We start from the raw sequence: 20,364 nt of genomic DNA, 5'->3' as shown, positions 1-20,364 counted from the left end.
CCATGGCCACGTTGAACGAATGGATCGCCGGATCCCGCCCACGCACCCTGCCCGTCGCCGTCGCACCGGTCGCCGCAGGCACCGGCGCGGCATACGCGATCGGTGACGGCAACCCGGCATACGCGCTGCTCGCCCTGCTGGTGTCGTTGCTGCTGCAGATCGGTGTCAACTTCGCCAACGACTACTCCGACGGGATCCGCGGCACCGATGACACCCGCGTCGGCCCGGTGCGGCTGGTCGGCCAGGGACTCGCTGCGCCGTCGAGCGTCAAGCTGGCTGCCTTCGCCTGCTTCGGTGCCGCCGCGCTGTGCGGTCTCGCCCTGGTCGCGCTGTCCGGCACCTGGTGGCTGCTGATCGTCGGCGTGCTCTGCGTGATCGCCGCGTGGAAATACACCGGCGGCGAACACCCCTACGGATACATGGGACTCGGCGAAGTCTTCGTCTTCGTCTTCTTCGGTCTGGTCGCGACGCTGGGCACGACCTACACGCAGGCGGGTTCGATCGACCTCAGCGCTGTCGCCGCCGCGGTCGGCATCGGCGCCATCGCCTGCGCGATCCTCGTGGTCAACAACTTGCGCGACATCCCCGGCGACACCGAGTCCGGCAAGCGCACCCTGGCGGTCCGGATCGGCGACGCCGCGACCCGCAAGCTGTTCACCGGGATGTTCATGGTCGCCTTCGTCGCGGTCATCGTCGCCGCCATCCGCCATCCATGGGCGATCATCGCGCTCATCGGCCTGGCGCCGTCAGCGCGATCGGTGCAGACCGTCAACGGTGGCGCGAAGGGCCGCGACCTGATCCCCGCGCTCGTCACCACCGGCATCACGATCCTGGTGTATGGCGTCCTCTTCGGCCTCGGCTTGTTCCTCAGCCGCTGATTCGGCGGCACCAGCAACTTCGGGACCGGCGACGGGCGAGACAAACATCCCCGGACGACAAGGCGGACGCTGCGAAGACGACGACTGAGGGTGTTGCGGCCGTCGAGCAAGCTTGCGAGCCGACGGCCGCAACACCCTCACGAGGAGTCGCAGCAAAGGACTCAGTTCTCCGGTGACGACCCGAGCGTGACCGACGCGGTGTGCGACTGGCCCTGTGCGTCGACCCAGGTGACCGACACCTTGTCGCCGGGGTACTTCTGATCCAGCACGTTGGTCAACGTCGTCGGGCTGGTCACGGTGTGGCCGTCGATCGCGGTGATCGTCGAGCCTGCCGTGATGCCGGCCTTTGCCGCTGCGCTACCTGACGAGGTGCCGACGACCGAGGCGCCGGATGCGCCATACCCGAAGCCCGTCGAGGACTGGGTGCTGATCTCCACGCCCAGCGCGGCACGCTTGCCGATGTGCACGGTGGAGGTCTTCGTGCCGCTCTCGATCTGGTTGGCGATCTTCAACGCCGACGACGCCGGGATGGCGTATCCGGTGATCGGTGTGCTCGACGAGGCCGCCGTGTCCATCCCGATGACCTCTCCGTCGGAGTTGACCAGAGCACCGCCGGAGTAGCCCGGCACGATCTGTGCATTGGTCTCGATGAGCCCGGTCAGCTTCTCGGCGGACGCGCCGGTGCCGCCGTCGGAGGCGGTGATCTGCTCGTTCGTGTCGGTCACGCTGCCGCTGGTCTTGTAGAGCGTGCCCTGGCCGCCGCCCTGCCCGACCGCGGTGACCTTCTCACCGAGCACTGCCTTGCCGGTGTCCAGCGACGCGGTCTTCAAGCCGCTGGCACCCTCGAGTTTGATGACCGCAACGTCGTGGGACTGGTCGAAGCCGAGCACCTTCGCCGTGTATGTCGAGCCGTTCGACGCCTTCACCCGGATCGCCGTCGACCCGTCCACCACGTGGTAGTTGGTCAGCACGATTCCGTTGGAGGTCAACACGATCCCGGAGCCGGCACCCTCACCGCCCTGCACGGCGGTGTCGATCATCACCACTCCCGGCCAGGACGACACCGGAGTGCCTGACGTGCGGCTGCTGGCGGCCTGCGACCACGGGTTGGTGTTGCCGTCGTTCGGGTTCGTGCCGTTCGAGCCGCTCGAACCGTTCCCGTTGCTGCTGTTGCCGCTCCCGGGGCTGGTCGAGGGGCTGCTCGGCATCGCGACCGACGGCGCCGGGCCCGACACGGTCACCCGGTTCGTCATTGCCTGCTCGGTGGCGAACGCGCCGGCGGGCACGAGTGTGACGACGGCGAGTGTTGCTGCTGCTGCGGCTATACGACGGTTCATGGCGACTCCTGATTTCGACTGAACCCAGGTTCTCGCCGCAATTGATGGAGGACCGCGGAAGGACTTGTGCACTTCCTGTGAAGCGATCGCGGCCTACGCCGTCACTCCTCGTCGGTGTCGTCGTCCTCGGCGTTGCGGAAGGCTGCGGCACGCTTCTGCCGCTCGGACACCTTGTGCTGCACCTGCGAGGCGAACTGCTCACGCGGCCCGCGGAGCGCGAAGAACGACACCACGAGCGAGACCACTGCGGACAACAACAGCAGAGCCCAGCTGCGGAAGCCGACGGCGAACAGGACGAGCAGCGCGACCACGAAAATCAGCAGTCGCAGGATGGTGTAACGGATCATCACATACCTGAGTAAGAGTGCATTCCGACGATGAAGACGTTGACGACGCAGAAGTTGAACAGAACGCAGCCGAAGCCCGCGAGCGCGATGTATGCCGACTTCTTGCCGGCCCAACCGGCGGTCGCGCGGGCGTGCAGGTAGGCGGCGTAGACCACCCAGATGACCAGCGACCAGACCTCCTTGGGGTCCCAGCCCCAGTAGTTGCCCCACGCCTTCTGCGCCCAGATGGCACCGGCGATGACGGTGAAGGTCCACAGCGGGAAGGCGATGATCAGCAGGCCGTATGTCGTGCGGTCCATCACCGCCGAGCCCGGCACGGCATCCATGAACTTGTACTTCGTGTCGTGGATGTCCTCGCGCCACTTCTGCACGAAGTAGAGGATCGTCGTCGAGAACGCGATCGTGAAGAACGCCACCGACAGGATCGCGATGGTCACGTGGATCGTCAGCCAGTAGTTCTTCAGCGACGGCATCAGCTGGCTGGCGTCGGTGTAGAAGACCAGCGCAGCGAGCATCTCGGTGAGCAGGGTCGGCCCGACGACGAAGACACCCAGCGAGCGGATGTCACGCTTCAGGCTCCAGCCGAGGAAGAGCGTCATCACGAAGAACGCGCCGACGATCGCGAATTCATACATGTTGCCCAGCGGCGGGCGGCCGACCGACGCCGACCGCAACGCGACGCACGCGCCCAGCAGCAACCAGCCCAACCAGGACAGCGAGATGCCGATCCCGGCATATTGCCGCTTCTCCGGTATGGCGCCCGCGGCCTCCGTGGTCCGCTCGAGCACGGCGGTGCCGCCCTTGCTCGACCCGGCCGCCGCACTCGCCTTGTCGGCGCGCTCGGCCGACTGCTCCGCCGCGGCTTCCCGTGCCTGCTCGGCGCGCGCCATACGGCCGGGGTGTCCGGCGAGGTCGAGCACGAACGCCATCATCGCCAGCACCAGCACGACACCGGAGGCGTAGAGGAAGTTGTTCGACAGGTCCGAGAGACCGACGTCGGTGGCGTGACCGCCGAACGAGATGGAGGGCGTGAAGGAGATCATCGAGCCGTTCCTGCCTGGGATGAAGGGGTGTTGCCGAGCCGTGCCTCGACGCCGTCGAGCAGCGCGTCGAGAGCGACCTGCAGTCGCGGATCCTCGCCCTTGGCGAGCGCTCCTGCGGTGATAAGACTACGCCCGGTAGTGGACGTGTCGTTGTCCGTGTCCGGGCCGGTGCCGCCACTCGAACCGGTGTCGGCGGTGCGGATCTTGAAGAAGATGCGCCGGCGACGCAGCGTCATGGACATGATCAGCCCGGCCAGGCCGATCAGTGACGAACCCAGCGCGGTGCCCTTGCCCGGGTCGTAGCGGGCCGACAGGCCGGCCCACCGCGGGATCGTCTTGTCCATCGAGATCGTCGTGCCGTCGGGCAGTTTCGCCGTCTGCCCGGGTTTGACCACTGCTCGCCACGGGCTCTTGCCGTCCATGACCTGCTTCATCTTCTTGGTGTTGAGCGTGTAGACCGACTGCGGCTGGTCGTCGGGGAAGAGTTGACCGCGGTAGGCGCCGACGACCAGAGCCGGGTTGTCGAGACCGGCGAATGTCGAGTCGGGGCCGAGCTTGTCGTCGAAGGTCGCCGTCGGCAGGAAGAACCCGAAGAAGCCGAGCTCCTTCGGTGATGCCGCCGGGACCTTGACGGCGCCGACCGATCGGTAGGCGTTGCCCTGGGGCAGGAACGGCGTCGCCTGGTGGTAGAGCACCTTGCCTTTGGGGTCCTTGACAGTGATGACAGGGGCGTAACCGTTGCCGAGCAGGTAGACCGAGGTGCCGTCCAGCTTGACGGCCTCGTTGACCGCAAGTTTGCGGGTGTTCGTCTGCGCGCCCGGCTCGGGACTGGTGGTCACCTTGGCCACGAAGTCACGCGGCTGGCCGAACTGCGGCGAGTCCTTGGGCACGTCTTTCTCGAAGGACACGTCCAGCTTGTCGACCTTGAGCGTCCACGGCTTGATCTCGTCGGTGTCGACCCACGGCCCGAGGTTGAGGGTGTTGTAGCTGCCGACCGCGCTGACGAAGGAGTCGCTGCCCTCGGGCACGATCACGTCACCACGCCAGCCCATCAGGTGGTCGGTCGCGACGGCCAGCACCAGGACCAGCAGGCACAGGTGGAAGAGCAGGTTGCCGGTCTCCCGGAGCCGTCCGCCCTCGGCGACGATCGCCTGCTCACCGTCGACCGGGTCGTCGACCCGCACGCGATATCCCTTGCGGCGCAACGTCTCTCGCGCCGCTTCGACCAGGTCACCGGTGCTGGCGTCGACGGTGCGTTCGCCCTTGGCGGGCAGCCGGGTGATCCGCTTGGGCACCCGAGGCAGCGGCGAGCGCAACGCCTTCGCGTGCTGGAAGCAGCGGGGCAGCACACAGCCGACCAGCGAGATCAGCAGCAGGATGTAGATCGCGGCGAACCATGGCGAGCTGAAGACGTCGAACATGCTCAGCTTGTCCAGCCACGGCCCGATCGTCTTGTGGTCGTCGAGGTATGTCGAAACGCGCCCGGCGTCGATGCTGCGCTGCGGGAAGATCGACCCGGGCACGGCGGCCACGGCGAGGATCAGCAGCAGGAAGAGCGCGGTGCGCATCGAGGTCAGCTGCCGCCAGAGCCAGCGCAGCATGCCGAGCACACCGATCTTCGGGCCCTTGACGTCCTTGCGGCCGGCGGGCCGACGCTTCTCGGCGGTTTTTGTTTCCGTCAATCAGATCACCGGCCGAAGGACGGGCATCAGCATCACTGAGCTGATGGGGAGATGAGGGACGAATCTACGCATCAGATCACCGGGACAAACGTGTCGGAGCCGGTCAGTCGGACCTGGATCCAGGAGATCAGGTGCAGCCACTGCCCCGACACCATGATCAGTCCGACGACCAGCATGACGATCCCACCGACCAGTTGGATCGGCCGGTGGTGGTCGCGCAGCCAGCGCGACCAGGTTTCAGCGCGCGACCAGCCGGCCGCGATGAGCAGGAAGGGTATGCCGAGCCCGAGGCAGTAGAACGCCGCAAGCGTCACGCCGCGGGACTCCCCCGACTCGCCGATCGGGTTGGCCAGGTTGAGGATTGCGCCATACACCGGGCCGACGCAGGGGCTCGCGCTCAGCCCGAAAACGGCGCCGAGCAGCGGTGCGCCGACCAGGCCCGCGGACGGCTTCCAGCGCACCGGGATGCCGCGCTGCCCGATGAAGCCGAGATAGACCAGCGCCAGCAGGATCACGATCACGCCGCTGATGCGGATCATGGCGTCCTGGTGCAGGTAGCGCAGGTTGACCACCCAGCTGTATGCCGCCGCCACGCTGACCAGCACGACCGAGAAGCCCAGGACGAAGAGGAACGCACCGGTCACCAGCCGGGTCTTGCGCTGCTCGTCGGTCAGCCCAGTGACATAACCGAGAAAGCCTGGCACCAAAGGCAATACGCACGGCGACGCGAACGACACCACGCCTGCGACGAGCGCCAGGAGTACGGCGATCGGCAGGCTTCCGGTGGCAACGGTCTGTGCGGCGTCGGCGGTCATGTGGGCGGTCATCGGCGGTGAGTCTCAGCCCTTCTTGAGCACGTCGTCGACGAGCCCGATGAGGGTGGTGTCAGTAGTCGGACCGGACACGCGGGCGGCGATCCGGTGCTGCTTGTCGAGGACGAGTGTCGACGGGGTGGCCGAGGCCTTGCCCTGCAGCGCGACGAGCGCGGCGCCACCGTCATCGCGCAGCGAGGGATAGGTGACCCCCGCCGAACGCAGGTATGCCGCCGCGGTCTGCGGGCCCTCCTGACGATCAATGCCGATCATCAGCACGCCTTTCTTCTTCAGCTTGGTCCACGCCTTCTGCAGGTCAGGGGTCTCCGCCTTGCACGGCGGGCACCACGATCCCCACACGTTGACGACGATGACCTTGCCCGAGTGGTCCTTGGTCGACCAGGCCTTGCCGTCCAGCAGCTTGCCGGTCAGCGTGACCGGCTTGCCGCGCTGGCTCGGCGACAACTGCGCGAGCGTGCCGTCACCGGCCAGGTAATTCTTGTCCGAGCCCTGGTTGGCCTGCTTGCTGATCGAGTTGCCGTCGCTGCTGCAGGCGGTGAGGCCGAGTGCCGCGACGCAGGCGAGCGCCAACGCCGAAATCGTCCGGTTCGTAACGGTTTTGGTCATGCCTTGCCCATCGGCGAGCCGGCCGCCTCCGTCGCGCCCGGCAGCAGGTCGCGCGCGGGCTCGGCATACTCGACGCGGCTGAAGCGGTCACCGTCGAAGATCACGCTGGTCACCGACGCGAGTGTGCACTGCCGCCGCCGCGGGTCGTGCCAGAGTCGCTTGCCCTCGAAGTGCATGCGGCCGATCCACACCGGCAACTGGTGACTGACGACGACCGCCTCGTGCCCCTCGGCAGCGGCGCGCGCGTCACGCGTGGCAGCCTCCATGCGCGCAGCGATCTCGGCGTAGGGCTCGCCCCAGCTCGGCTTGATCGGGTTGGTCAGCTTGCCCCAGAAGCGTGGATTGAGAAGCTGTTTGGGGTTCTTGCCGACGGTGAGACCTTCGAAGTCGTTGCCCGCTTCGATGACCCGCTCGTCGAGCTTCACCTCCAGCTTGAGTCGCTCGGCGAGCGGCTCGATGGTCTCCTGGGCGCGCTCCAGCGGCGAGGAGACCAGGTGGGTGATGTCGCGGTCGGCGAGGTATGCCGCGGTGCGCTTGGCCATCTGCCGACCGAGCTCGGACAGGTGGAAGCCGGGCATCCGGCCGTAGAGCACGCCGCCGGGGTTGTCGACCTCGCCGTGCCGCACGAGGTGCACAACAGTCTCAGTCATCGGTGTGCCCGCTCTCGTCGGTCGAGTAGCGCGTGGAGGAGCGAAGCGGGGGAACGCGCGTATCGAGACCACGCCATACGAGAAACACGCTGGGAGTGTCGCATCGGAATCTGTGTCGCTTTCTCAGGTTTCGTTCAGGCCCGGGCCGCTGCGGCAGCGGCCGCGGGCAGCGCCTGCAGCACGTGCTCGACGGCCGCGTCATCGTGCGATGCGCTGACGAACCACGCCTCGAACGAGCTGGGCGGCAGGTGCACACCCTGGTCGAGCATCGAGTGGAAGAAGCGGCCGAACGCCTCGGTGTCCTGGGCCTTGGCGTCCTCGTAGTTGCGGACCGCACCATCGCGGAAGAAGACCGAGAACATCGAGCCCGCCCACTGGATGGTGTGCGGCACACCGGCGCCGGTCAGCGCCTCGGACGCGGCGTCGGCGATGGTGTGTGCCACCACGCCGATCCGGTCGTAGACATCGGCGGTGCAGCCCCGCAAGGTCGCCAGGCCGGCGGCGGTCGCGACGGGGTTCCCGGACAGCGTGCCCGCCTGATAGACGGGACCGTCCGGTGCGAGGTTCGCCATCAACTCGGCGCTGCCGCCGAAGGCTGCGGCCGGGAAACCGCCGCCCATGACCTTGCCGAAGGTGAACAGGTCGGGCGCCCCACCCTCGGGCTCACGCTCCAGGCCGTACCAACCGGCGGCCGAGCAACGGAAGCCGGTCATCACCTCGTCGGAGATCAGCAGTGCGCCGTGCTCCTTGGTGATCCGGCGCAGCGCGCTGGTGAAGCCGGGTGCGGGCGGCACGACACCCATGTTGCCTGGCGACGCCTCGGTGATGACGCAGGCGATCTCGTCGCCATGCTCGGCGAAAGCCTGCTCGACGGCTTGAATGTCGTTGTAGGGCAACACGATCGTCTCGTGCGCCGCCGACGAGGGGACGCCGGCCGAGTCGGGCAGCGCGAAGGTTGCGACACCAGAGCCGGCCGCGGCCAGCAGCGGGTCGACGTGCCCGTGGTAGCAGCCGGCGAACTTCACCACGGTGCTGCGGCCGGTCGCGCCGCGCGCCAGTCGCAGCGCCGACATGGTCGCCTCGGTGCCGCTGTTGACCAGCCGCACCTGCTCCAGCGGCTCGACGCGGGAGACGATCTCCTCGGCCAGCGCGACTTCGTTCTCGCTCGGCGTGCCGAAGCTGAAGCCCTTGGTCGCGGCCTTCTGCACGGCGGCCTCGACGTCGGGGTGCGCATGCCCCAGGATCATCGGTCCCCAGGAGCAGATCAGATCGACGTAGCGGTTGCCGTCGACGTCGGTCAGCCACGGGCCCCGGGCCGATGCGATGAAGCGCGGGGTGCCGCCGACCGCCCGGAAGGCGCGGACCGGTGAGTTGACCCCACCCGGTGTGACCGCACGGGAGCGCTGCAACAGCGCCGCCGATGCCTCGTCGCGAACAGTCGTCTGATCGGTGGGCGTGCTCGTCATACCACCATTGTCTCAGGCTGCGTAGCGCGAACTCCTACGGGCTGTAGTTGTCGGCTGCCTCACCCGAGCAGGTGCGTGCGAACCTTGCCCATGGCGGCTCCGAGCGACTGGAACAACGCCGGATCCATCTGCCGGATCAGGTGCTCCTGCACGCCGGTCGCGTGCACGCGGGCGGCCGACGTGACCGCCGCCAGCCCTTCGTCGGTGAGGTTGAGTTGTATGCCGCGCCCGTCGTCCGGCGCCGGCGAACGGCGGACCCAGCCGCGGCGCTGCAAGCGGGTGGCCGTGTGCGTGACGCGGCTGCGGGACTGCACGGTCACGTCGGCGAGCTTGCTCATCCGCAACACGTGCCCCGGCGCCTCGGAGAGCATCGACATCAGTTCGTACTCCGCGAGCGACATACCGGCCGCGGACTGCAACTCGGTGTCGAGCACCAGCTCCAACGCCCGGCTGCCGCGCAAGTAGGCACGCCAGGCGCCTTGCTCGGCCTCGGTCAGCCACGGGACGTCGGCATCCGTGGCGACGGGGGCGGGCGGGGCGGATTGGGTCTCGGACACGTTCACAGCATAGGTGGCCAAGCTTCCTCCTCGCACGGGAATAATTGAAATATCAACTATTGTTAGGCATAATGGTTGCCATAACGGCGACCGCACGACAGCCAGGCTCGCAGTCGGGCCTGACCGAACCAGACTTTCCCGAAGATTCAGCCCCCACGAAGGAGCAGCACAGATGACGATCACGACCACTCTCGACGGCCTGGCCACCGGCACTTGGAAGATCGACGCGGCCCACAGCACGCTCGGCTTCCAGGTCCGCCACATGATGGTGAGCAAGGTGCGCGGCAAGTTCGACGAGTTCGACGCCACGCTGACCGTGGGCGACACCCTGGAGAGCACCAGCGTTGAGGCCGAGGTCACGATGGCTTCGATCAACACCGGCGTCGGCGACCGCGACAACCACCTGCGGACCAACGACTTCTTCGAGGTCGAGACCCACCCGACGATGTCGTTCAAGTCCACCAAGGTCACCGAGACCGAGCTGACCGGCGACCTGACCGTCAAGGGCATCACCAAGCCGGTCACCTTCGACGTCGAGTTCGGCGGTGTCGACCCCGAGGGCACCCGCGCCGGCTTCGAGGCCACCCTCGACATCAGCCGCAAGGAGTTCGGCGTCGACATCGAGATGCCGATGCAGGGCGGCGGCGTCGTCGTGGGCGACAAGGTCAAGATCACCCTCGACCTGGAGTTCCTCAAGGCCTGACCAGTCCGATCACACAGTCGGATGTGACAGTGTGACGAACAGGGGACCGGCAATGACTCCGCGATGAGTCCGCGCCGGACCCCACCGAAGACCCGCGAGCGGGACCCGGCATACCCCCGAGTGCCTGGTCCCGCTCGTGTTTTCTACTGAGCGGACACCCAAATATTGAGCGGACACGAACGGCGGCCGATTTCCGGCCGCCGTTCGTGTCCGCTCAGTGCGTTTCGTGTCCGCTCGGTGAAAGGGTCAGCTCGCCTGCAGGCGGCGGGCCACCTCGGTCGCGTAGTAGGTCAGGATGATCTGCGCGCCGGCCCGCTTGATCGCGGTCAGCGTCTCCAGCACCATCGCGTCGCGGTCGATCCAGCCCTTGGCGCCGGCCGCCTCGATCATCGCCAGCTCACCGCTGACCTGGTATGCCGCAACGGGCACGTCGCTGATCTCCCGCACGTCGCGCAGGATGTCGAGGTAGGGCAGCGCGGGCTTGACCATCACCAGGTCGGCACCCTCAGCCAGGTCCAGTTGCACCTCGCGCAGGGCCTCGGTGCGGTTCGCGCCGTCCTGTTGATAGGTGCGCCGGTCACCCTGCAGGGTCGACTCCACCGCTTCGCGGAACGGGCCGTATGCCGCAGAGGCGTACTTCACGGCATACGCCAGGATCCCTACGTCGGTGTGCCCGGCCTCGTCGAGCGCACGGCGTATGACGGCAACCTGGCCGTCCATCATCCCGGACGGACCGACCAGATGCGCGCCTGCTTCGGCCTGCGCGATCGCCATGTCGGCATACCGCTGCAGGGTGGCGTCGTTGTCGACCCGGCCCTGCTCGTCGAGCACGCCGCAGTGTCCGTGCGAGGTGAACTCGTCCAGGCACAGGTCGGACATGAGCACCGTGTCGTCGCCCAGCTCGTCGCGCAGACGACGCAACGCGACGTTCAGAATGCCGTCGGGATCCGTTGCGCCTGAACCGATCTCGTCGTGCTGCTCGGGAACGCCGAAGAGCATCAGGCCGCCGACACCGGCGTCGACCGCGTCACGCGCGGCCTTGACCAGCGAGTCGAGGGTGTGCTGCTGGACGCCCGGCATGGACTGCAACGCGACCGGCTCGGCCAGACCCTCCTTGACGAACATCGGCAGCACCAGCTCGGCCGGGTGCACGCGGTGCTCGGCGACCAGCCGGCGCATCGCCGCGGTCGTGCGCAACCGCCGGGGGCGGGTGGAACCCGCGGGCAGTGCCCACGGGTTGCCACCCGCTGCGCTGTGGCGGGGAGACATTACCGCGACGCCTTGGCCTTGCGCCGGGACGAGGCCTTGCGCTCACTCGGGCGGCGCACTCGCTCGCCGTTCTCCTGCGCGGTCAGCGCCAGCCCGCGGCCGTAGTCGGCGAGCGCGTCGACCAGCGTCTCGGCGCTCGGCTCGCTGGCGAGCACGTCGACCCGCAGGCCGTGCTCCTCGGCGGTCTTGGCGGTGGCCGGGCCGATGCACGCGATCACTGTGGTGGCGTGCGGCTTGCCGGCGATGCCGACCAGGTTGCGGACCGTCGAGCTCGAGGTGAAGCAGACCGCGTCGAACTTGCCGGTCTTGATCGCCTCACGAACCTCGGGAGCGGGCGGAGCCGCGCGCACGGTCCGGTATGCCGTCACGTCGTCGACCTCCCAGCCCATGTCCTGCAGGCCGGCGACGAGTGTGTCGGTGGCGATGTCCGCGCGCGGCAGGAAGACCCGGTTGATCGGGTCGAGCACGTCGTCATACGGCGGCCACTCCTCCAGCAGGCCCTTGGCGGACTGCTCCCCGCTCGGCACCAGGTCGGGCTCCAGGCCCCACTCGCGCAGCGCCTCTGCCGTGACACCGCCGACCGCGGCGACCTTCAACCCGGCGAACGCCCTTGCATCCAAACCGAATTCGACGAACTTCTCCCGCACGGCGCGCACCGCGTTGGCGGAGGTGAAGCCGATCCACTCGTAGCGGCCGGTCACCAAACCCTTGATCGCGCGCTCCATCTGCTGCGGGGTGCGCGGCGGCTCGACGCTGATCGTGGGCACGACGTCACTGGATGCTCCGTGCGACGCGAGCCGGTCGGTCATGGTGCCGGACTGCTCCTTGGTGCGCGGCACCAGGACGTTCCAGCCGAAGAGCGGCTTGGTCTCCCACCAGGACAGCTTCTCGCGCAGGTCGACGACCGGGCCGACCACTGCGACGACGGCGCCGGACAGCGGCTGCGCCTTCACCGCGGCGGGGACCTCACCGAGCGTGGTGACACGGGTCTCCTGGCGGATCGTGGTGCCGTCGGTGCTCAGCGACACCGGCGTCTGCGCGTCGCGACCGGCCGCGAGCAGCTCGGCGAGCGCAGCCGGCACCGACTCGGCCGTGCCGAGCACGACAGCCGTGGCGTCCTTGGCGGCCGCACTGCTCCAGTCGGTCTTGGTGTCGGCGGCCGACAGCACGTGGATGGTGCGAGCACCGTTGCCCACCAACGGAATCCCGGCGTATGCCGGCACAGCACTCACCGCGCTGACACCCGGCACGATCTCGAAGGCGAGGTCCGCCTTGTGACAGGCGAGCGACTCCTCGGCCAGCCCGCTGAAGGTGGCGGGGTCGCCGTCCATCAGTCGCACGACCAGCCCGGTGGTGCCGTCGGTGCGGGCCGCGGCCTTGGCGGTGCGCACGACCAGCTTCGCGCGGGACGCGGTGGTCAGCGGCTGCCCGGTCTCGCCGTGCCCGGCGTCGACGATCTCGACGTCCTCGCGGGCGAACTCGGCGACGAAGTCCTCGCGCGCGACCTGGTCGATGATGATGACGTCGGCTTCGCGCAGCAGCCTCGCCGCCCTGACCGTGACCAGTGACGGGTCGCCCGGGCCGGAGCCCACGAAGGCGATCTGGGGCATGGTCTTGCGGGTCTTGGTTGTGCTCACTTCTTCACGCTCCGCGGCTCTGGGGGGTGATGATGGACTGTGACGGGGTCTGCGTCAGCGGGTAACTGTCCGCCGGGTGCCGGCTCTGGTGCTTGCTCCCCCGACGTGAACGCTTCGAGCGCCCCGTCGGCGAGCAATAACTCCGCGAGATCATGACCGATTCGTTCGGGTTGGTCGAACGATCCGGTCTGGGATCGTCGCAGGTCGAACGTGCCGTCGGGACGACCGACGAATGCGCGCAGGGAGATCTCGAGACTGCCGTCGACGTCCTCGGTCACCTCGGCGAGTGCACCCAGCGGTGCCGAGCAGCCGGCTTCCAACCGGGCCAGCACCGCACGCTCCGCCGTGACGGCCGCGCGCGTGTCTGCGTCGTCGAGTTGCCGCACGACGTCATACAACTCGTCGTCGTCGCTGCGGATCTCCAGTGCCAGCGCTCCCTGTCCGGGCGCGGGCAGCATCTGCAAGGGGTCGATGGACTCGGTGATCTCATCGAGGCGACCGACGCGCGACATGCCGGCGCGAGCGAGCACGATCGCGTCGAGCTCGCCGCTGCGGACGAAGTCGATCCGTCGGTCGATGTTGCCGCGGATGTCACGGCACTCCAGGCCGAGGCCGAGCGCGGCGAGTTGCGCCACCCGGCGGGGCGACCCGGTGCCGACGAGGGCGCCGGCAGGCAGCTCCCCGAGGGTCAAACCGTCGCGGGCGATCAGTGCGTCTCGGGGATCCTCGCGCGCCGGTATGGCGGCAATCGTGAGCCCGGGGGCAGGCGCTGTCGGCAGGTCCTTCAGCGAGTGCACGGTCATGTCGATCTGCTTGTCGCGCAACGCATTCCGGATAGCCGTGGCGAAGACGCCGGTCCCGCCGAGCTGGGTCAACGGGGCACGGTTGGTGTCGCCCTCGGTGACGATCGAGGTGATCTCGACCTGGTGTCCCATGGCGCGCAACTGATCGGCGATCAGCCCGGTCTGAGTCATCGCGAGGTTGCTGCGGCGTGAGCCGATGGTGATCTTCACGGAGCCTCACCCCCTGGGGGGGTCCCGTGCGGGATCTGCGAGACCCGCGACTCGTGGGGGTCCAGGTCGAAGAGCGTGCGCAACAACGCGGCGTAGTCCTGACCGCCCTGCTCCTCGCCCGCGAGCTGCTTGATGCGCACCGTGGGGGTGTGCAGGATCTTCTCGACGACCCGGTGCACCGTCGTGCGCACCTGCGCCTGATCGTGCTCGGTGAGCTCGGTGCGCTGCTCGAGCCGCGACATCTCGGCGGCAACGACCTCGGCGGTGCGAGCACGCAACTCGGCCACCGCCGGAGCGACTGCAGCCGCGCGGCGCGCCACGAGGAACTCGGCGACCTCCGCGCTGACCAGCTCGTGCGCCGCCGTGAGCTGGGTCTTCTCGGCCTCGTCGGCGACGGCGGCGTTGAGGTCCTCCAGCGAGATCAGCGCGACGCCCGGCGTCCCGGCCAGCCCGGGGTCGACGTCGCGCGGCAGTGCCAGGTCGACCAGCAGCTTGGGCGTCTCTGATGCGTGCACCAGCTCGGAGTCGAGCACGTGCCCGACGGCTCCGGTGCACGAGACCACCAGATCGGCCTGCGCGACGGCGTCGGCCAGGTCGTCCCAGCTCCGGTCGACCCCACCGGTGGCCTCCGCGAGCCGGGCGGCCTTGGCCGGTGTGCGGTTGATGATTGTCAGCTGCTCGACACCGGCGCGCGCCAGGGTGTGCGCGGCCAACCCGCTCATGGCGCCGGCACCCACGACGAGCGCGCGCTGCTCGCCCAGCTCACCGAGGGTTGCCTGGGCGGTGACCAGCGCCCGCTCGATCAGCGAGCGGCTGACCGTGTCGATGTCGGTCTCGGAGTGGACGCGCTTGCCGACCCGCAGCGCGTGCTGCATGAGCGCGGACAGTGACGGGTCGAGGTGCCCGCCGTCCTGCGCGACGCGGAGCGCATCCCGCAGCTGCCCGAGGACCTGGCCCTCGCCGACGGCGACCGAGTCGAGCCCGGACGCCACTTGGAAGGCGTGCGACACGGCACGGTCCTCGAAGTGGACGTAGAGGTGGTCGCGCAGTTGGTCGACCACCAAACCCGTTGTGGACGCAAGGGATTCGGTGATGCCGGTGACTGCGCCGTGAAAGGTCTCCACGTCGGCGTAGACCTCGACGCGATTGCAGGTCGAGACCACGACCGACCCGTTGACGTGGTCGTTGCGCTGCAACGACTCCCCCAACGCCTGTGCCTGATTGCCGGTCAGCACGACGCGTTCGAGCAGGTCGACACCGGTGGTGCGGTGCGACATACCGATCACGATGAGGCTCATGATTCACCCCACTTCGACACCAGATGTCTTGAGGCGAGCTCGTCGTCCCGGCCGCGCTGCTCGTGGAAGGCGAGGATCTGCAGCTCGGTGGCCAGGTCGACCTTGCGGACCTCGACGCCGTCGGGGGCGGTGATCACGCAGGGAGCGAAGTTGAGGATGGAGCGGACACCGAGGGCGATGGCCTGGTCGGCCGCCTGCTGCGCCGCGTGCGGCGGGGTCGCCAGCACGGCGATGATGCTCTCGGGCGCCTGCTTTGCCAGCTCGGCGAAGTCGATGACCTCGAGCCCGGCGATCTGCGTGCCGATCACGGCCGGGTCCTCGTCGACGAGCCAGCGGACGCTGAATCCGCGGGTCGCGAACCCGCCGTATGCCGCGAGCGCGTGACCCAGATTGCCCATCCCGATGATCGCCACTGACCAGTCGTGGTGCAGCCCGAGCTCGCGCGAGATCTCCTCGGTGAGACGGTCGACGTCGTAGCCGACACCGCGCACGCCATACGACCCGAGGTGGGACAGGTCCTTGCGCAAACCGGCCGAGCGCACCCCGGCAGCTTCGGCGAGTTCTTCGGAGGAGACGACCTCGACTCCGGTGGCGTCCAGCGCCGCGAGCGCACGCAGATAGAGCGGTAATCTGGCCACGGTGGCTTCGGGAATCTCCCGACGGGCGGCCGATGCGGTGCTCACTGGCGCTTCGACTCCTCATGCGTATTGGACGGACGTATACCAAACGCCCGCCACAGAGGATCACTGACCCCCTGACTGTAGGTCTTTGTGAACGCAGGCACAAAGTCGCAAATTCCCGACAAAAGTGCTAAGCGGGGGTCGCTGCGTGACGCGTGGGGCGTCCGTGGTAGCGACGTGATGCTGTCGCAGTATGGCGTCGACTGCCCGCGCTGCAACGGTTTCAGTGGTTGAAATGCCGATCTCACGGACTGAGTGGCCGAGCGACGTCGAGCTGGCCGTGGGACCCGTAGCGCAAGACCTCCTGCGCATGGTGCGACCTGTTCCGCACGATCTAGGGATCTGTCGGCGACGGCTCGGAGAGGGCATCTCGCCAAACGTCCCCATGCTCGGCGATGTATGCCGTGGTGCCCGACCAATGCTCGCCGTGGCCATCGACATACATGGAAGCCCATGGCTCGCGGCCAGATTCGTGAGACTGGCGCAACAACTCGGACATGGCGGCGGCACGACGAGCCATCGCCGAGGGGAGCTCAACTCGAAGCGCAGGCGTGGCGCCGTAGCCATTCGCAAAGGCCGCCAACCGTTCGGCGGACTCCGCCGGCTCGCCGTCAGGGAAGAGGTGCGCGAACGAGATCGCCGCGTAGGCAAGGTCCCACAACCGGGTGCTCGGGCCTGCCCCGTCCCAGTCGATGAAGACCGTCCGGTCACCGTCGATGATGAGATTCCAGGTCGCGAGATCGTTGTGACACAACAGGTTCGGCTGCTCGGCCGGGATGAGAACGTCCCAATCGTCCGGCGCGGGGAGGTCGGCGCTCGCCTCGTGGATCGAGCGGACGAGCGCGCCGACGCGTCGGATCGTGGCGAGGCCGAGCGGCGCGTCATACATCGCGAGCCGGCCGGGGATGAAGTCGAGGATCTGCCGCCCCTCCTCATCGCGACCGAGCACGCGAGGCACGTCGATCCCGCGCGCCGCGAGCGCCCGCACGTATGCCGCGGTCCGTTCGGTCGTCGACAGCCACGGTTTGCGGACGGTGTCGCCGACCCGCACGACGGTGCCCGAGGCGTTGCCACCGGCGAGCGGCTCTTTGTGGTCCACCAGACAACGGTAGCCACTTTCGCCGAGAGGCCCCCCGATGCATCGAGGGGACCGGCGATCCGGCTCGATTCGGCCTGAATCGCCGGGCCTGTCGATGAAACGAGGGGCCTCTCGGCGAAGGGGGGTCAGCGTCTGCCGAAGAGCTTGCGCTTCGTCAGCGCCTTGCGCAGCCGGGTCTCGTCGACGCGCCAGTAGTCGTGCTGCTTGCCGTCGACGAGGGTGACGGGGATCTGTTCGGCGTATGCCGCCATCAGCTCCGGCTCGTCGAGGATGTTGCGCTCGGTGAAGCTCTCCCCCGTGTCGGCGCACACCCGCTCGATCACGACACGCGCGTCGTCACACAGATGGCAATCGGGCTTGCCGATGAGCGTGATCCTCGGTGCAGACATGACAACCCTCCGATCGACCGAGGCCGCAATTCGCAGGCTTTAGAAGAAGACCGAACGGCGTTGCAGGAGAAGCGAATACAGGGACTGCTGGATGTTTTCGCGAACCTGGTCGGTGAGGTCGAAGACCAGCATCGGATCGTCGGCAGCCGCCGCGCCGTAGCTGTCGGTGTCGACAGGAGCGCCGAACTCGATGATCCACTTGCTCGGCAGCGGGATCAGCCCGGCCAGCCCGAGCAACGGGAAGAACGGCGTCACCGGAAAGTAGGGGAAGCCGAGCACACGCGCCAGACCCTTGAGGTTGCCGATCATCGGGAAGATCTCCTCGGCGCCGACGATCGCGCACGGGATGATCGGCACCTCGGCCCGCAGCGCCGCGGACACGAAACCGCCGCGGCCGAAACGCTGCAGCTTGTATCGCTCGGAGAACGGCTTGCCGACCCCCTTGAAGCCCTCGGGGTAAACGGCCGCCAACTCACCAGCTGCGAAGAGCCGCTCGATGTCCGGGTTGGACGCGAGCGTGGTGCCGGACTTGCGGCTGAGCTCACCGACCAGCGGCGACTCGAAGACCAGGTCGGCGCCGAGCATCCGCACGTGCCGATGCTTCGGGTGCTCATCGTGTATGGCGACCTGAGTCATCAGCCCGTCGATCGGCAACGTGCCGGAGTGGTTGGCCACCACCAACGCGGCGCCCTCGTCCGGGATGTTCTCGATGCCGCGGACCTCGACCCGGAACCACCGCTTGTAGAGCGGTCGCAGGATCGGCAGCCAGACCTGATCGGTGAACTCGCGGTCGAACCCGAAGTCGTCGATCTCGTAGTCGCCGGTCATCCGGCGCCGCAGGAAGGCCAGCGCCTGCGCGATCCGCTGCTCCAGATCGTCGCCCTCGATGCCCACTAGCGAGCCGGCCTTCCGCAGCCCCTCGACGATGAGGCTGACCACGCCCTCGAAGTCGGACGCGCTGGTCATTCCTGATGACGTTGCGGATGTCGCGGTGGCCGGAGTCGGCTCCGGCGGGTCGGGCACGACACGCAACGCGGGCGCAGCACTTCCTGCGGGGTGGGCGGTGCGAGTCTTCCGCGCCGCGGCCCCACGCTGTGCGGCGGCGCCGATCGTGCTGCGGGACGGGCGGTTTCGGGCAGCCGCGGCCGGCTTTGCGGCGACACTCCTCGCTGGCTTCTCGGCGGCGTTCCCGGCCGACGTCGTCGCCGCTGACTTCAATGCCACAGGTGCGGAGGACTGCGTCGCCTTCTTCGTGGCCTTCTGCGCAGTCTTCTTCGCAGGCGTCTTCTTTGCAGTCGTCTTGGACGTCGTCTTGGAAGTCGTCTTCTGTGCGGGCGCTTTGCGTGCGGCCGACTTCTGCGCAGACGTCTTCTTCGCAGCGGTGCGCTTCTGCGCGCTGGTCTTGCGCGTGGTCCGGCTGCCCGCTGAGCTGTCCTTCGCCGGGCTGGTGCGCTGCTCCTCAGACACGTGCCTCTCCCAGGTTGGCGTTCTTGCGACCGGGTGCTCCCAGCACATCACGGAATGCGCTCGTGGTGCTGTGCTCCGGTGTGAAGTCGAGCATGGTGCGCATCCGGGTGGTGTCCATGCCGCGGCCGAACTGCAGGAACTGCATCTGCTCGGCATCGAAGGCACCACTGCCACCGAGCATGCCGCCGAGTTGTTGGACGACCGCGCCGCTCTGCGGCAGCACCGGCACAAACGGCTTACCGGCGATCCGGGCCGCCTGCCGAATCGTCAGCATCCCGGAGCCTGCGACGTTGATCGTGCCGGACAGACCGTCGGCCTTCGCAGCCCGCTGCAACACCGCGACAGCGTCGTTGATGTGCAGGACCTGGAAGCGGCCGTCAAACCCCAGCGGCACTGGGAGCACGGGCAGCGAGAAATATTCGGAGAACGTCGTGCGCAGGCCGGGACCGACGAGGTTCGCCATACGCAACATGGTCACGTCGATGTCGGGACGACGCCGAGCAAGACCACGCACATAGGTCTCGACCTCAACCGAGTCGCGGCCGAAGCCACCGGTCGGGTTGCGGCGGGCACTCATGTCCTCGGTGAACATTGCCGGGTCGCGCGGCGAGCAGCCGTAGACCGATGACGACGACTTCACCACCAGCCGCTCGACCGAGTCGGCCTTCTGGCACGCAGCGAGCAACTGCATGGTGCCGATGACGTTGATTTCCTTCTGCAGGGTGCGCCCGCCGGCCTGCTTCGGCGTCATGATGACGCCGAGATGCAGCACCGTGTCGACCTTCTCCTGCGCGAGGATCTTGCCCATGATCGGGTTGCGAATGTCGGCCCGGATGAAGTCCGCGCGCCCCAGACTGTGCAACGGCGGGACCGTGTCGATGGCGATGACCCGGTCGAGCGACTCATCGGCCGCGAGGGCGCGGCACGTCATACCGCCGACCAGGCGCGAGACACCGGTGACCAGGACAACCCGACCCATTTGCGCTCCTGACGTGGACGACGTTCTGTGCGGATCCTATCGGCCGCTGCTGGCAGCGGGCTGCGGCGTGCGCCGCCCGCTGGAACGACGCACCGGTATGACGAAACCCCGGCGCCGCGCGTGCGACGATCCGGGGCTCCTGCGCGTCGTTCCGACGCTTACTTCTTGTTGCGGCGCTGGTGGCGCGTCTTGCGAAGCAGCTTGCGGTGCTTCTTCTTGGCCATCCGCTTACGGCGCTTCTTGACGACTGAACCCATGCGTACGCTCTTCCTGAAATTTGCTGATTGGAACCGGTGGGCCGTGGCGCCCTGACCGGTCGCGAAGCCTCTTTTGTCATCGCGTCCCGTGAGACGCGATCCGCCGCCCAAGGTTACGCCATCGGCACGACAGCCGACGAATCGAGGGGCGCATCCGGCGCGACCGGGACGACT

Annotated in this window: 22 protein-coding genes; 3 read left to right on the top strand and 19 right to left on the bottom strand. The window is 67.9% G+C overall.

Annotated elements, in window-relative coordinates:
• Positions 1–2 precede the first annotated feature (2 nt).
• The gene (locus ACSZL9_RS14470; protein WP_446666207.1) at positions 3–878 is read left to right on the top strand and encodes a 1,4-dihydroxy-2-naphthoate polyprenyltransferase; all 876 of its coding nucleotides are present in this window, start codon (positions 3–5) and stop codon (positions 876–878) included.
• Between the two features lie 161 nt (positions 879–1,039).
• Here ACSZL9_RS14470 and ACSZL9_RS14465 read toward each other — a convergent pair whose 3' ends face one another.
• A complete protein-coding gene (locus tag ACSZL9_RS14465; RefSeq protein WP_446666206.1) occupies positions 1,040–1,918 on the bottom strand; it encodes a S1C family serine protease in 879 nt (292 codons plus the stop codon).
• On the opposite strand from ACSZL9_RS14465, the gene ACSZL9_RS14460 reads away from it, so the two are divergent.
• Positions 1,908–2,237, top strand: a complete 330-nt coding sequence (locus ACSZL9_RS14460) for a hypothetical protein (RefSeq protein WP_446666205.1) — start codon at positions 1,908–1,910, stop codon at positions 2,235–2,237. The genes ACSZL9_RS14465 and ACSZL9_RS14460 overlap by 11 nt on opposite strands.
• 79 nt (positions 2,238–2,316) lie before the next feature.
• On the opposite strand, the gene ACSZL9_RS14455 is transcribed toward ACSZL9_RS14460, so the two are convergent.
• The 8 genes from ACSZL9_RS14455 to ACSZL9_RS14420 form a co-directional block, all read right to left on the bottom strand.
• Positions 2,317–2,562: a DUF4229 domain-containing protein gene (locus tag ACSZL9_RS14455; RefSeq protein ID WP_446666204.1), complete on the bottom strand. Its 246-nt coding sequence runs from the start codon at positions 2,560–2,562 to the stop codon at positions 2,317–2,319.
• Positions 2,562–3,605 carry a c-type cytochrome biogenesis protein CcsB gene (gene ccsB, locus ACSZL9_RS14450; protein WP_446666203.1) on the bottom strand — a complete coding sequence of 348 codons (1,044 nt, stop codon included), beginning with the start codon at positions 3,603–3,605 and terminating at the stop codon, positions 2,562–2,564. Before ccsB ends, ACSZL9_RS14455 begins: the two co-directional genes overlap by 1 nt.
• On the bottom strand, positions 3,602–5,287 hold the full coding sequence (gene resB, locus ACSZL9_RS14445; RefSeq protein ID WP_446666202.1) for a cytochrome c biogenesis protein ResB: 1,686 nt from the start codon (positions 5,285–5,287) through the stop codon (positions 3,602–3,604). Before resB ends, ccsB begins: the two co-directional genes overlap by 4 nt.
• Positions 5,288–5,358: 71 nt before the next feature.
• A complete protein-coding gene (locus tag ACSZL9_RS14440; protein WP_446666201.1) occupies positions 5,359–6,114 on the bottom strand; it encodes a cytochrome c biogenesis CcdA family protein in 756 nt (251 codons plus the stop codon).
• Between the two features lie 12 nt (positions 6,115–6,126).
• Positions 6,127–6,726 (bottom strand): TlpA family protein disulfide reductase, encoded by a 600-nt coding sequence (locus tag ACSZL9_RS14435; protein WP_446666200.1) that lies wholly within the window; start codon positions 6,724–6,726, stop codon positions 6,127–6,129.
• Positions 6,723–7,376: a histidine phosphatase family protein gene (locus ACSZL9_RS14430; RefSeq protein ID WP_446666199.1), complete on the bottom strand. Its 654-nt coding sequence runs from the start codon at positions 7,374–7,376 to the stop codon at positions 6,723–6,725. Before ACSZL9_RS14430 ends, ACSZL9_RS14435 begins: the two co-directional genes overlap by 4 nt.
• A 134-nt stretch (positions 7,377–7,510) precedes the next feature.
• On the bottom strand, positions 7,511–8,842 hold the full coding sequence (gene hemL / locus ACSZL9_RS14425; protein WP_446666198.1) for a glutamate-1-semialdehyde 2,1-aminomutase: 1,332 nt from the start codon (positions 8,840–8,842) through the stop codon (positions 7,511–7,513).
• A 59-nt stretch (positions 8,843–8,901) separates the two neighbouring features.
• Positions 8,902–9,399: a MarR family winged helix-turn-helix transcriptional regulator gene (locus ACSZL9_RS14420; RefSeq protein WP_446666197.1), complete on the bottom strand. Its 498-nt coding sequence runs from the start codon at positions 9,397–9,399 to the stop codon at positions 8,902–8,904.
• A 172-nt stretch (positions 9,400–9,571) separates the two neighbouring features.
• On the opposite strand from ACSZL9_RS14420, the gene ACSZL9_RS14415 reads away from it, so the two are divergent.
• Entirely contained in the window at positions 9,572–10,102 is a 531-nt protein-coding gene (locus ACSZL9_RS14415; protein ID WP_446666196.1) for a YceI family protein, read from the top strand.
• Between the two features lie 246 nt (positions 10,103–10,348).
• Here ACSZL9_RS14415 and hemB read toward each other — a convergent pair whose 3' ends face one another.
• The 10 genes from hemB to ACSZL9_RS14365 all read right to left on the bottom strand — a co-directional run bounded on the left by hemB (position 10,349) and on the right by ACSZL9_RS14365 (position 20,190).
• The gene (gene hemB, locus ACSZL9_RS14410) at positions 10,349–11,371 is read right to left on the bottom strand and encodes a porphobilinogen synthase (protein ID WP_446666195.1); all 1,023 of its coding nucleotides are present in this window, start codon (positions 11,369–11,371) and stop codon (positions 10,349–10,351) included.
• Positions 11,371–12,981, bottom strand: a complete 1,611-nt coding sequence (locus tag ACSZL9_RS14405; protein ID WP_446666372.1) for a uroporphyrinogen-III synthase — start codon at positions 12,979–12,981, stop codon at positions 11,371–11,373. The genes hemB and ACSZL9_RS14405 overlap by 1 nt, the downstream gene beginning before the upstream one ends.
• A gap of 23 nt (positions 12,982–13,004) precedes the next feature.
• Positions 13,005–14,021 carry a hydroxymethylbilane synthase gene (gene hemC / locus ACSZL9_RS14400; protein ID WP_446666194.1) on the bottom strand — a complete coding sequence of 339 codons (1,017 nt, stop codon included), beginning with the start codon at positions 14,019–14,021 and terminating at the stop codon, positions 13,005–13,007.
• Complete coding sequence (locus ACSZL9_RS14395) at positions 14,018–15,319, bottom strand: glutamyl-tRNA reductase (RefSeq protein ID WP_446666193.1); 1,302 nt, start codon at positions 15,317–15,319, stop codon at positions 14,018–14,020. Before ACSZL9_RS14395 ends, hemC begins: the two co-directional genes overlap by 4 nt.
• Positions 15,316–16,002 (bottom strand): redox-sensing transcriptional repressor Rex, encoded by a 687-nt coding sequence (locus ACSZL9_RS14390; protein WP_446666192.1) that lies wholly within the window; start codon positions 16,000–16,002, stop codon positions 15,316–15,318. The genes ACSZL9_RS14395 and ACSZL9_RS14390 overlap by 4 nt, the downstream gene beginning before the upstream one ends.
• A gap of 331 nt (positions 16,003–16,333) precedes the next feature.
• The gene (locus tag ACSZL9_RS14385; RefSeq protein ID WP_446666191.1) at positions 16,334–17,098 is read right to left on the bottom strand and encodes a phosphotransferase; all 765 of its coding nucleotides are present in this window, start codon (positions 17,096–17,098) and stop codon (positions 16,334–16,336) included.
• Between the two features lie 125 nt (positions 17,099–17,223).
• Positions 17,224–17,487, bottom strand: coding sequence for a glutaredoxin family protein (locus ACSZL9_RS14380; RefSeq protein WP_446666190.1), 264 nt, complete (start codon positions 17,485–17,487; stop codon positions 17,224–17,226).
• Between the two features lie 39 nt (positions 17,488–17,526).
• A complete protein-coding gene (locus ACSZL9_RS14375; RefSeq protein WP_446666189.1) occupies positions 17,527–18,954 on the bottom strand; it encodes a 1-acyl-sn-glycerol-3-phosphate acyltransferase in 1,428 nt (475 codons plus the stop codon).
• Positions 18,947–19,933, bottom strand: a complete 987-nt coding sequence (locus tag ACSZL9_RS14370; protein ID WP_446666188.1) for an NAD-dependent epimerase/dehydratase family protein — start codon at positions 19,931–19,933, stop codon at positions 18,947–18,949. The genes ACSZL9_RS14375 and ACSZL9_RS14370 overlap by 8 nt, the downstream gene beginning before the upstream one ends.
• A 158-nt stretch (positions 19,934–20,091) precedes the next feature.
• Positions 20,092–20,190, bottom strand: a complete 99-nt coding sequence (locus tag ACSZL9_RS14365; protein WP_082775156.1) for a 30S ribosomal protein bS22 — start codon at positions 20,188–20,190, stop codon at positions 20,092–20,094.
• Positions 20,191–20,364 lie beyond the last annotated feature (174 nt).

It is taken from the genome of Flexivirga sp. B27, assembly GCF_052905685.1.
The sequence above is the reverse complement of the archived record's forward strand: the minus strand, read 5'-3'. Positions and strand labels throughout refer to the sequence as shown.

Excerpts from the sequence above, each read along its gene's own strand:
- ACSZL9_RS14370 (WP_446666188.1), bottom strand. The coding sequence starts at position 19,933 with ATGGGTCGGGTTGTCCTGGTCACCGGTGTCTCGCGCCTGGTCGGCGGT.
- ACSZL9_RS14440 (WP_446666201.1), bottom strand. The coding sequence starts at position 6,114 with ATGACCGCCCACATGACCGCCGACGCCGCACAGACCGTTGCCACCGGA.
- ACSZL9_RS14435 (WP_446666200.1), bottom strand. The coding sequence starts at position 6,726 with ATGACCAAAACCGTTACGAACCGGACGATTTCGGCGTTGGCGCTCGCC.
- ACSZL9_RS14430 (WP_446666199.1), bottom strand. The coding sequence starts at position 7,376 with ATGACTGAGACTGTTGTGCACCTCGTGCGGCACGGCGAGGTCGACAAC.
- ACSZL9_RS14395 (WP_446666193.1), bottom strand. The coding sequence starts at position 15,319 with ATGAGCCTCATCGTGATCGGTATGTCGCACCGCACCACCGGTGTCGAC.
- hemL (WP_446666198.1), bottom strand. The coding sequence starts at position 8,842 with ATGACGAGCACGCCCACCGATCAGACGACTGTTCGCGACGAGGCATCG.
- ACSZL9_RS14465 (WP_446666206.1), bottom strand. The coding sequence starts at position 1,918 with ATGATCGACACCGCCGTGCAGGGCGGTGAGGGTGCCGGCTCCGGGATC.
- ACSZL9_RS14365 (WP_082775156.1), bottom strand. The coding sequence starts at position 20,190 with ATGGGTTCAGTCGTCAAGAAGCGCCGTAAGCGGATGGCCAAGAAGAAG.
- ACSZL9_RS14380 (WP_446666190.1), bottom strand. The coding sequence starts at position 17,487 with ATGTCTGCACCGAGGATCACGCTCATCGGCAAGCCCGATTGCCATCTG.
- ccsB (WP_446666203.1), bottom strand. The coding sequence starts at position 3,605 with ATGATCTCCTTCACGCCCTCCATCTCGTTCGGCGGTCACGCCACCGAC.
- ACSZL9_RS14415 (WP_446666196.1), top strand. The coding sequence starts at position 9,572 with ATGACGATCACGACCACTCTCGACGGCCTGGCCACCGGCACTTGGAAG.
- ACSZL9_RS14455 (WP_446666204.1), bottom strand. The coding sequence starts at position 2,562 with ATGATCCGTTACACCATCCTGCGACTGCTGATTTTCGTGGTCGCGCTG.
- ACSZL9_RS14405 (WP_446666372.1), bottom strand. The coding sequence starts at position 12,981 with ATGCCCCAGATCGCCTTCGTGGGCTCCGGCCCGGGCGACCCGTCACTG.
- hemB (WP_446666195.1), bottom strand. The coding sequence starts at position 11,371 with ATGTCTCCCCGCCACAGCGCAGCGGGTGGCAACCCGTGGGCACTGCCC.
- ACSZL9_RS14470 (WP_446666207.1), top strand. The coding sequence starts at position 3 with ATGGCCACGTTGAACGAATGGATCGCCGGATCCCGCCCACGCACCCTG.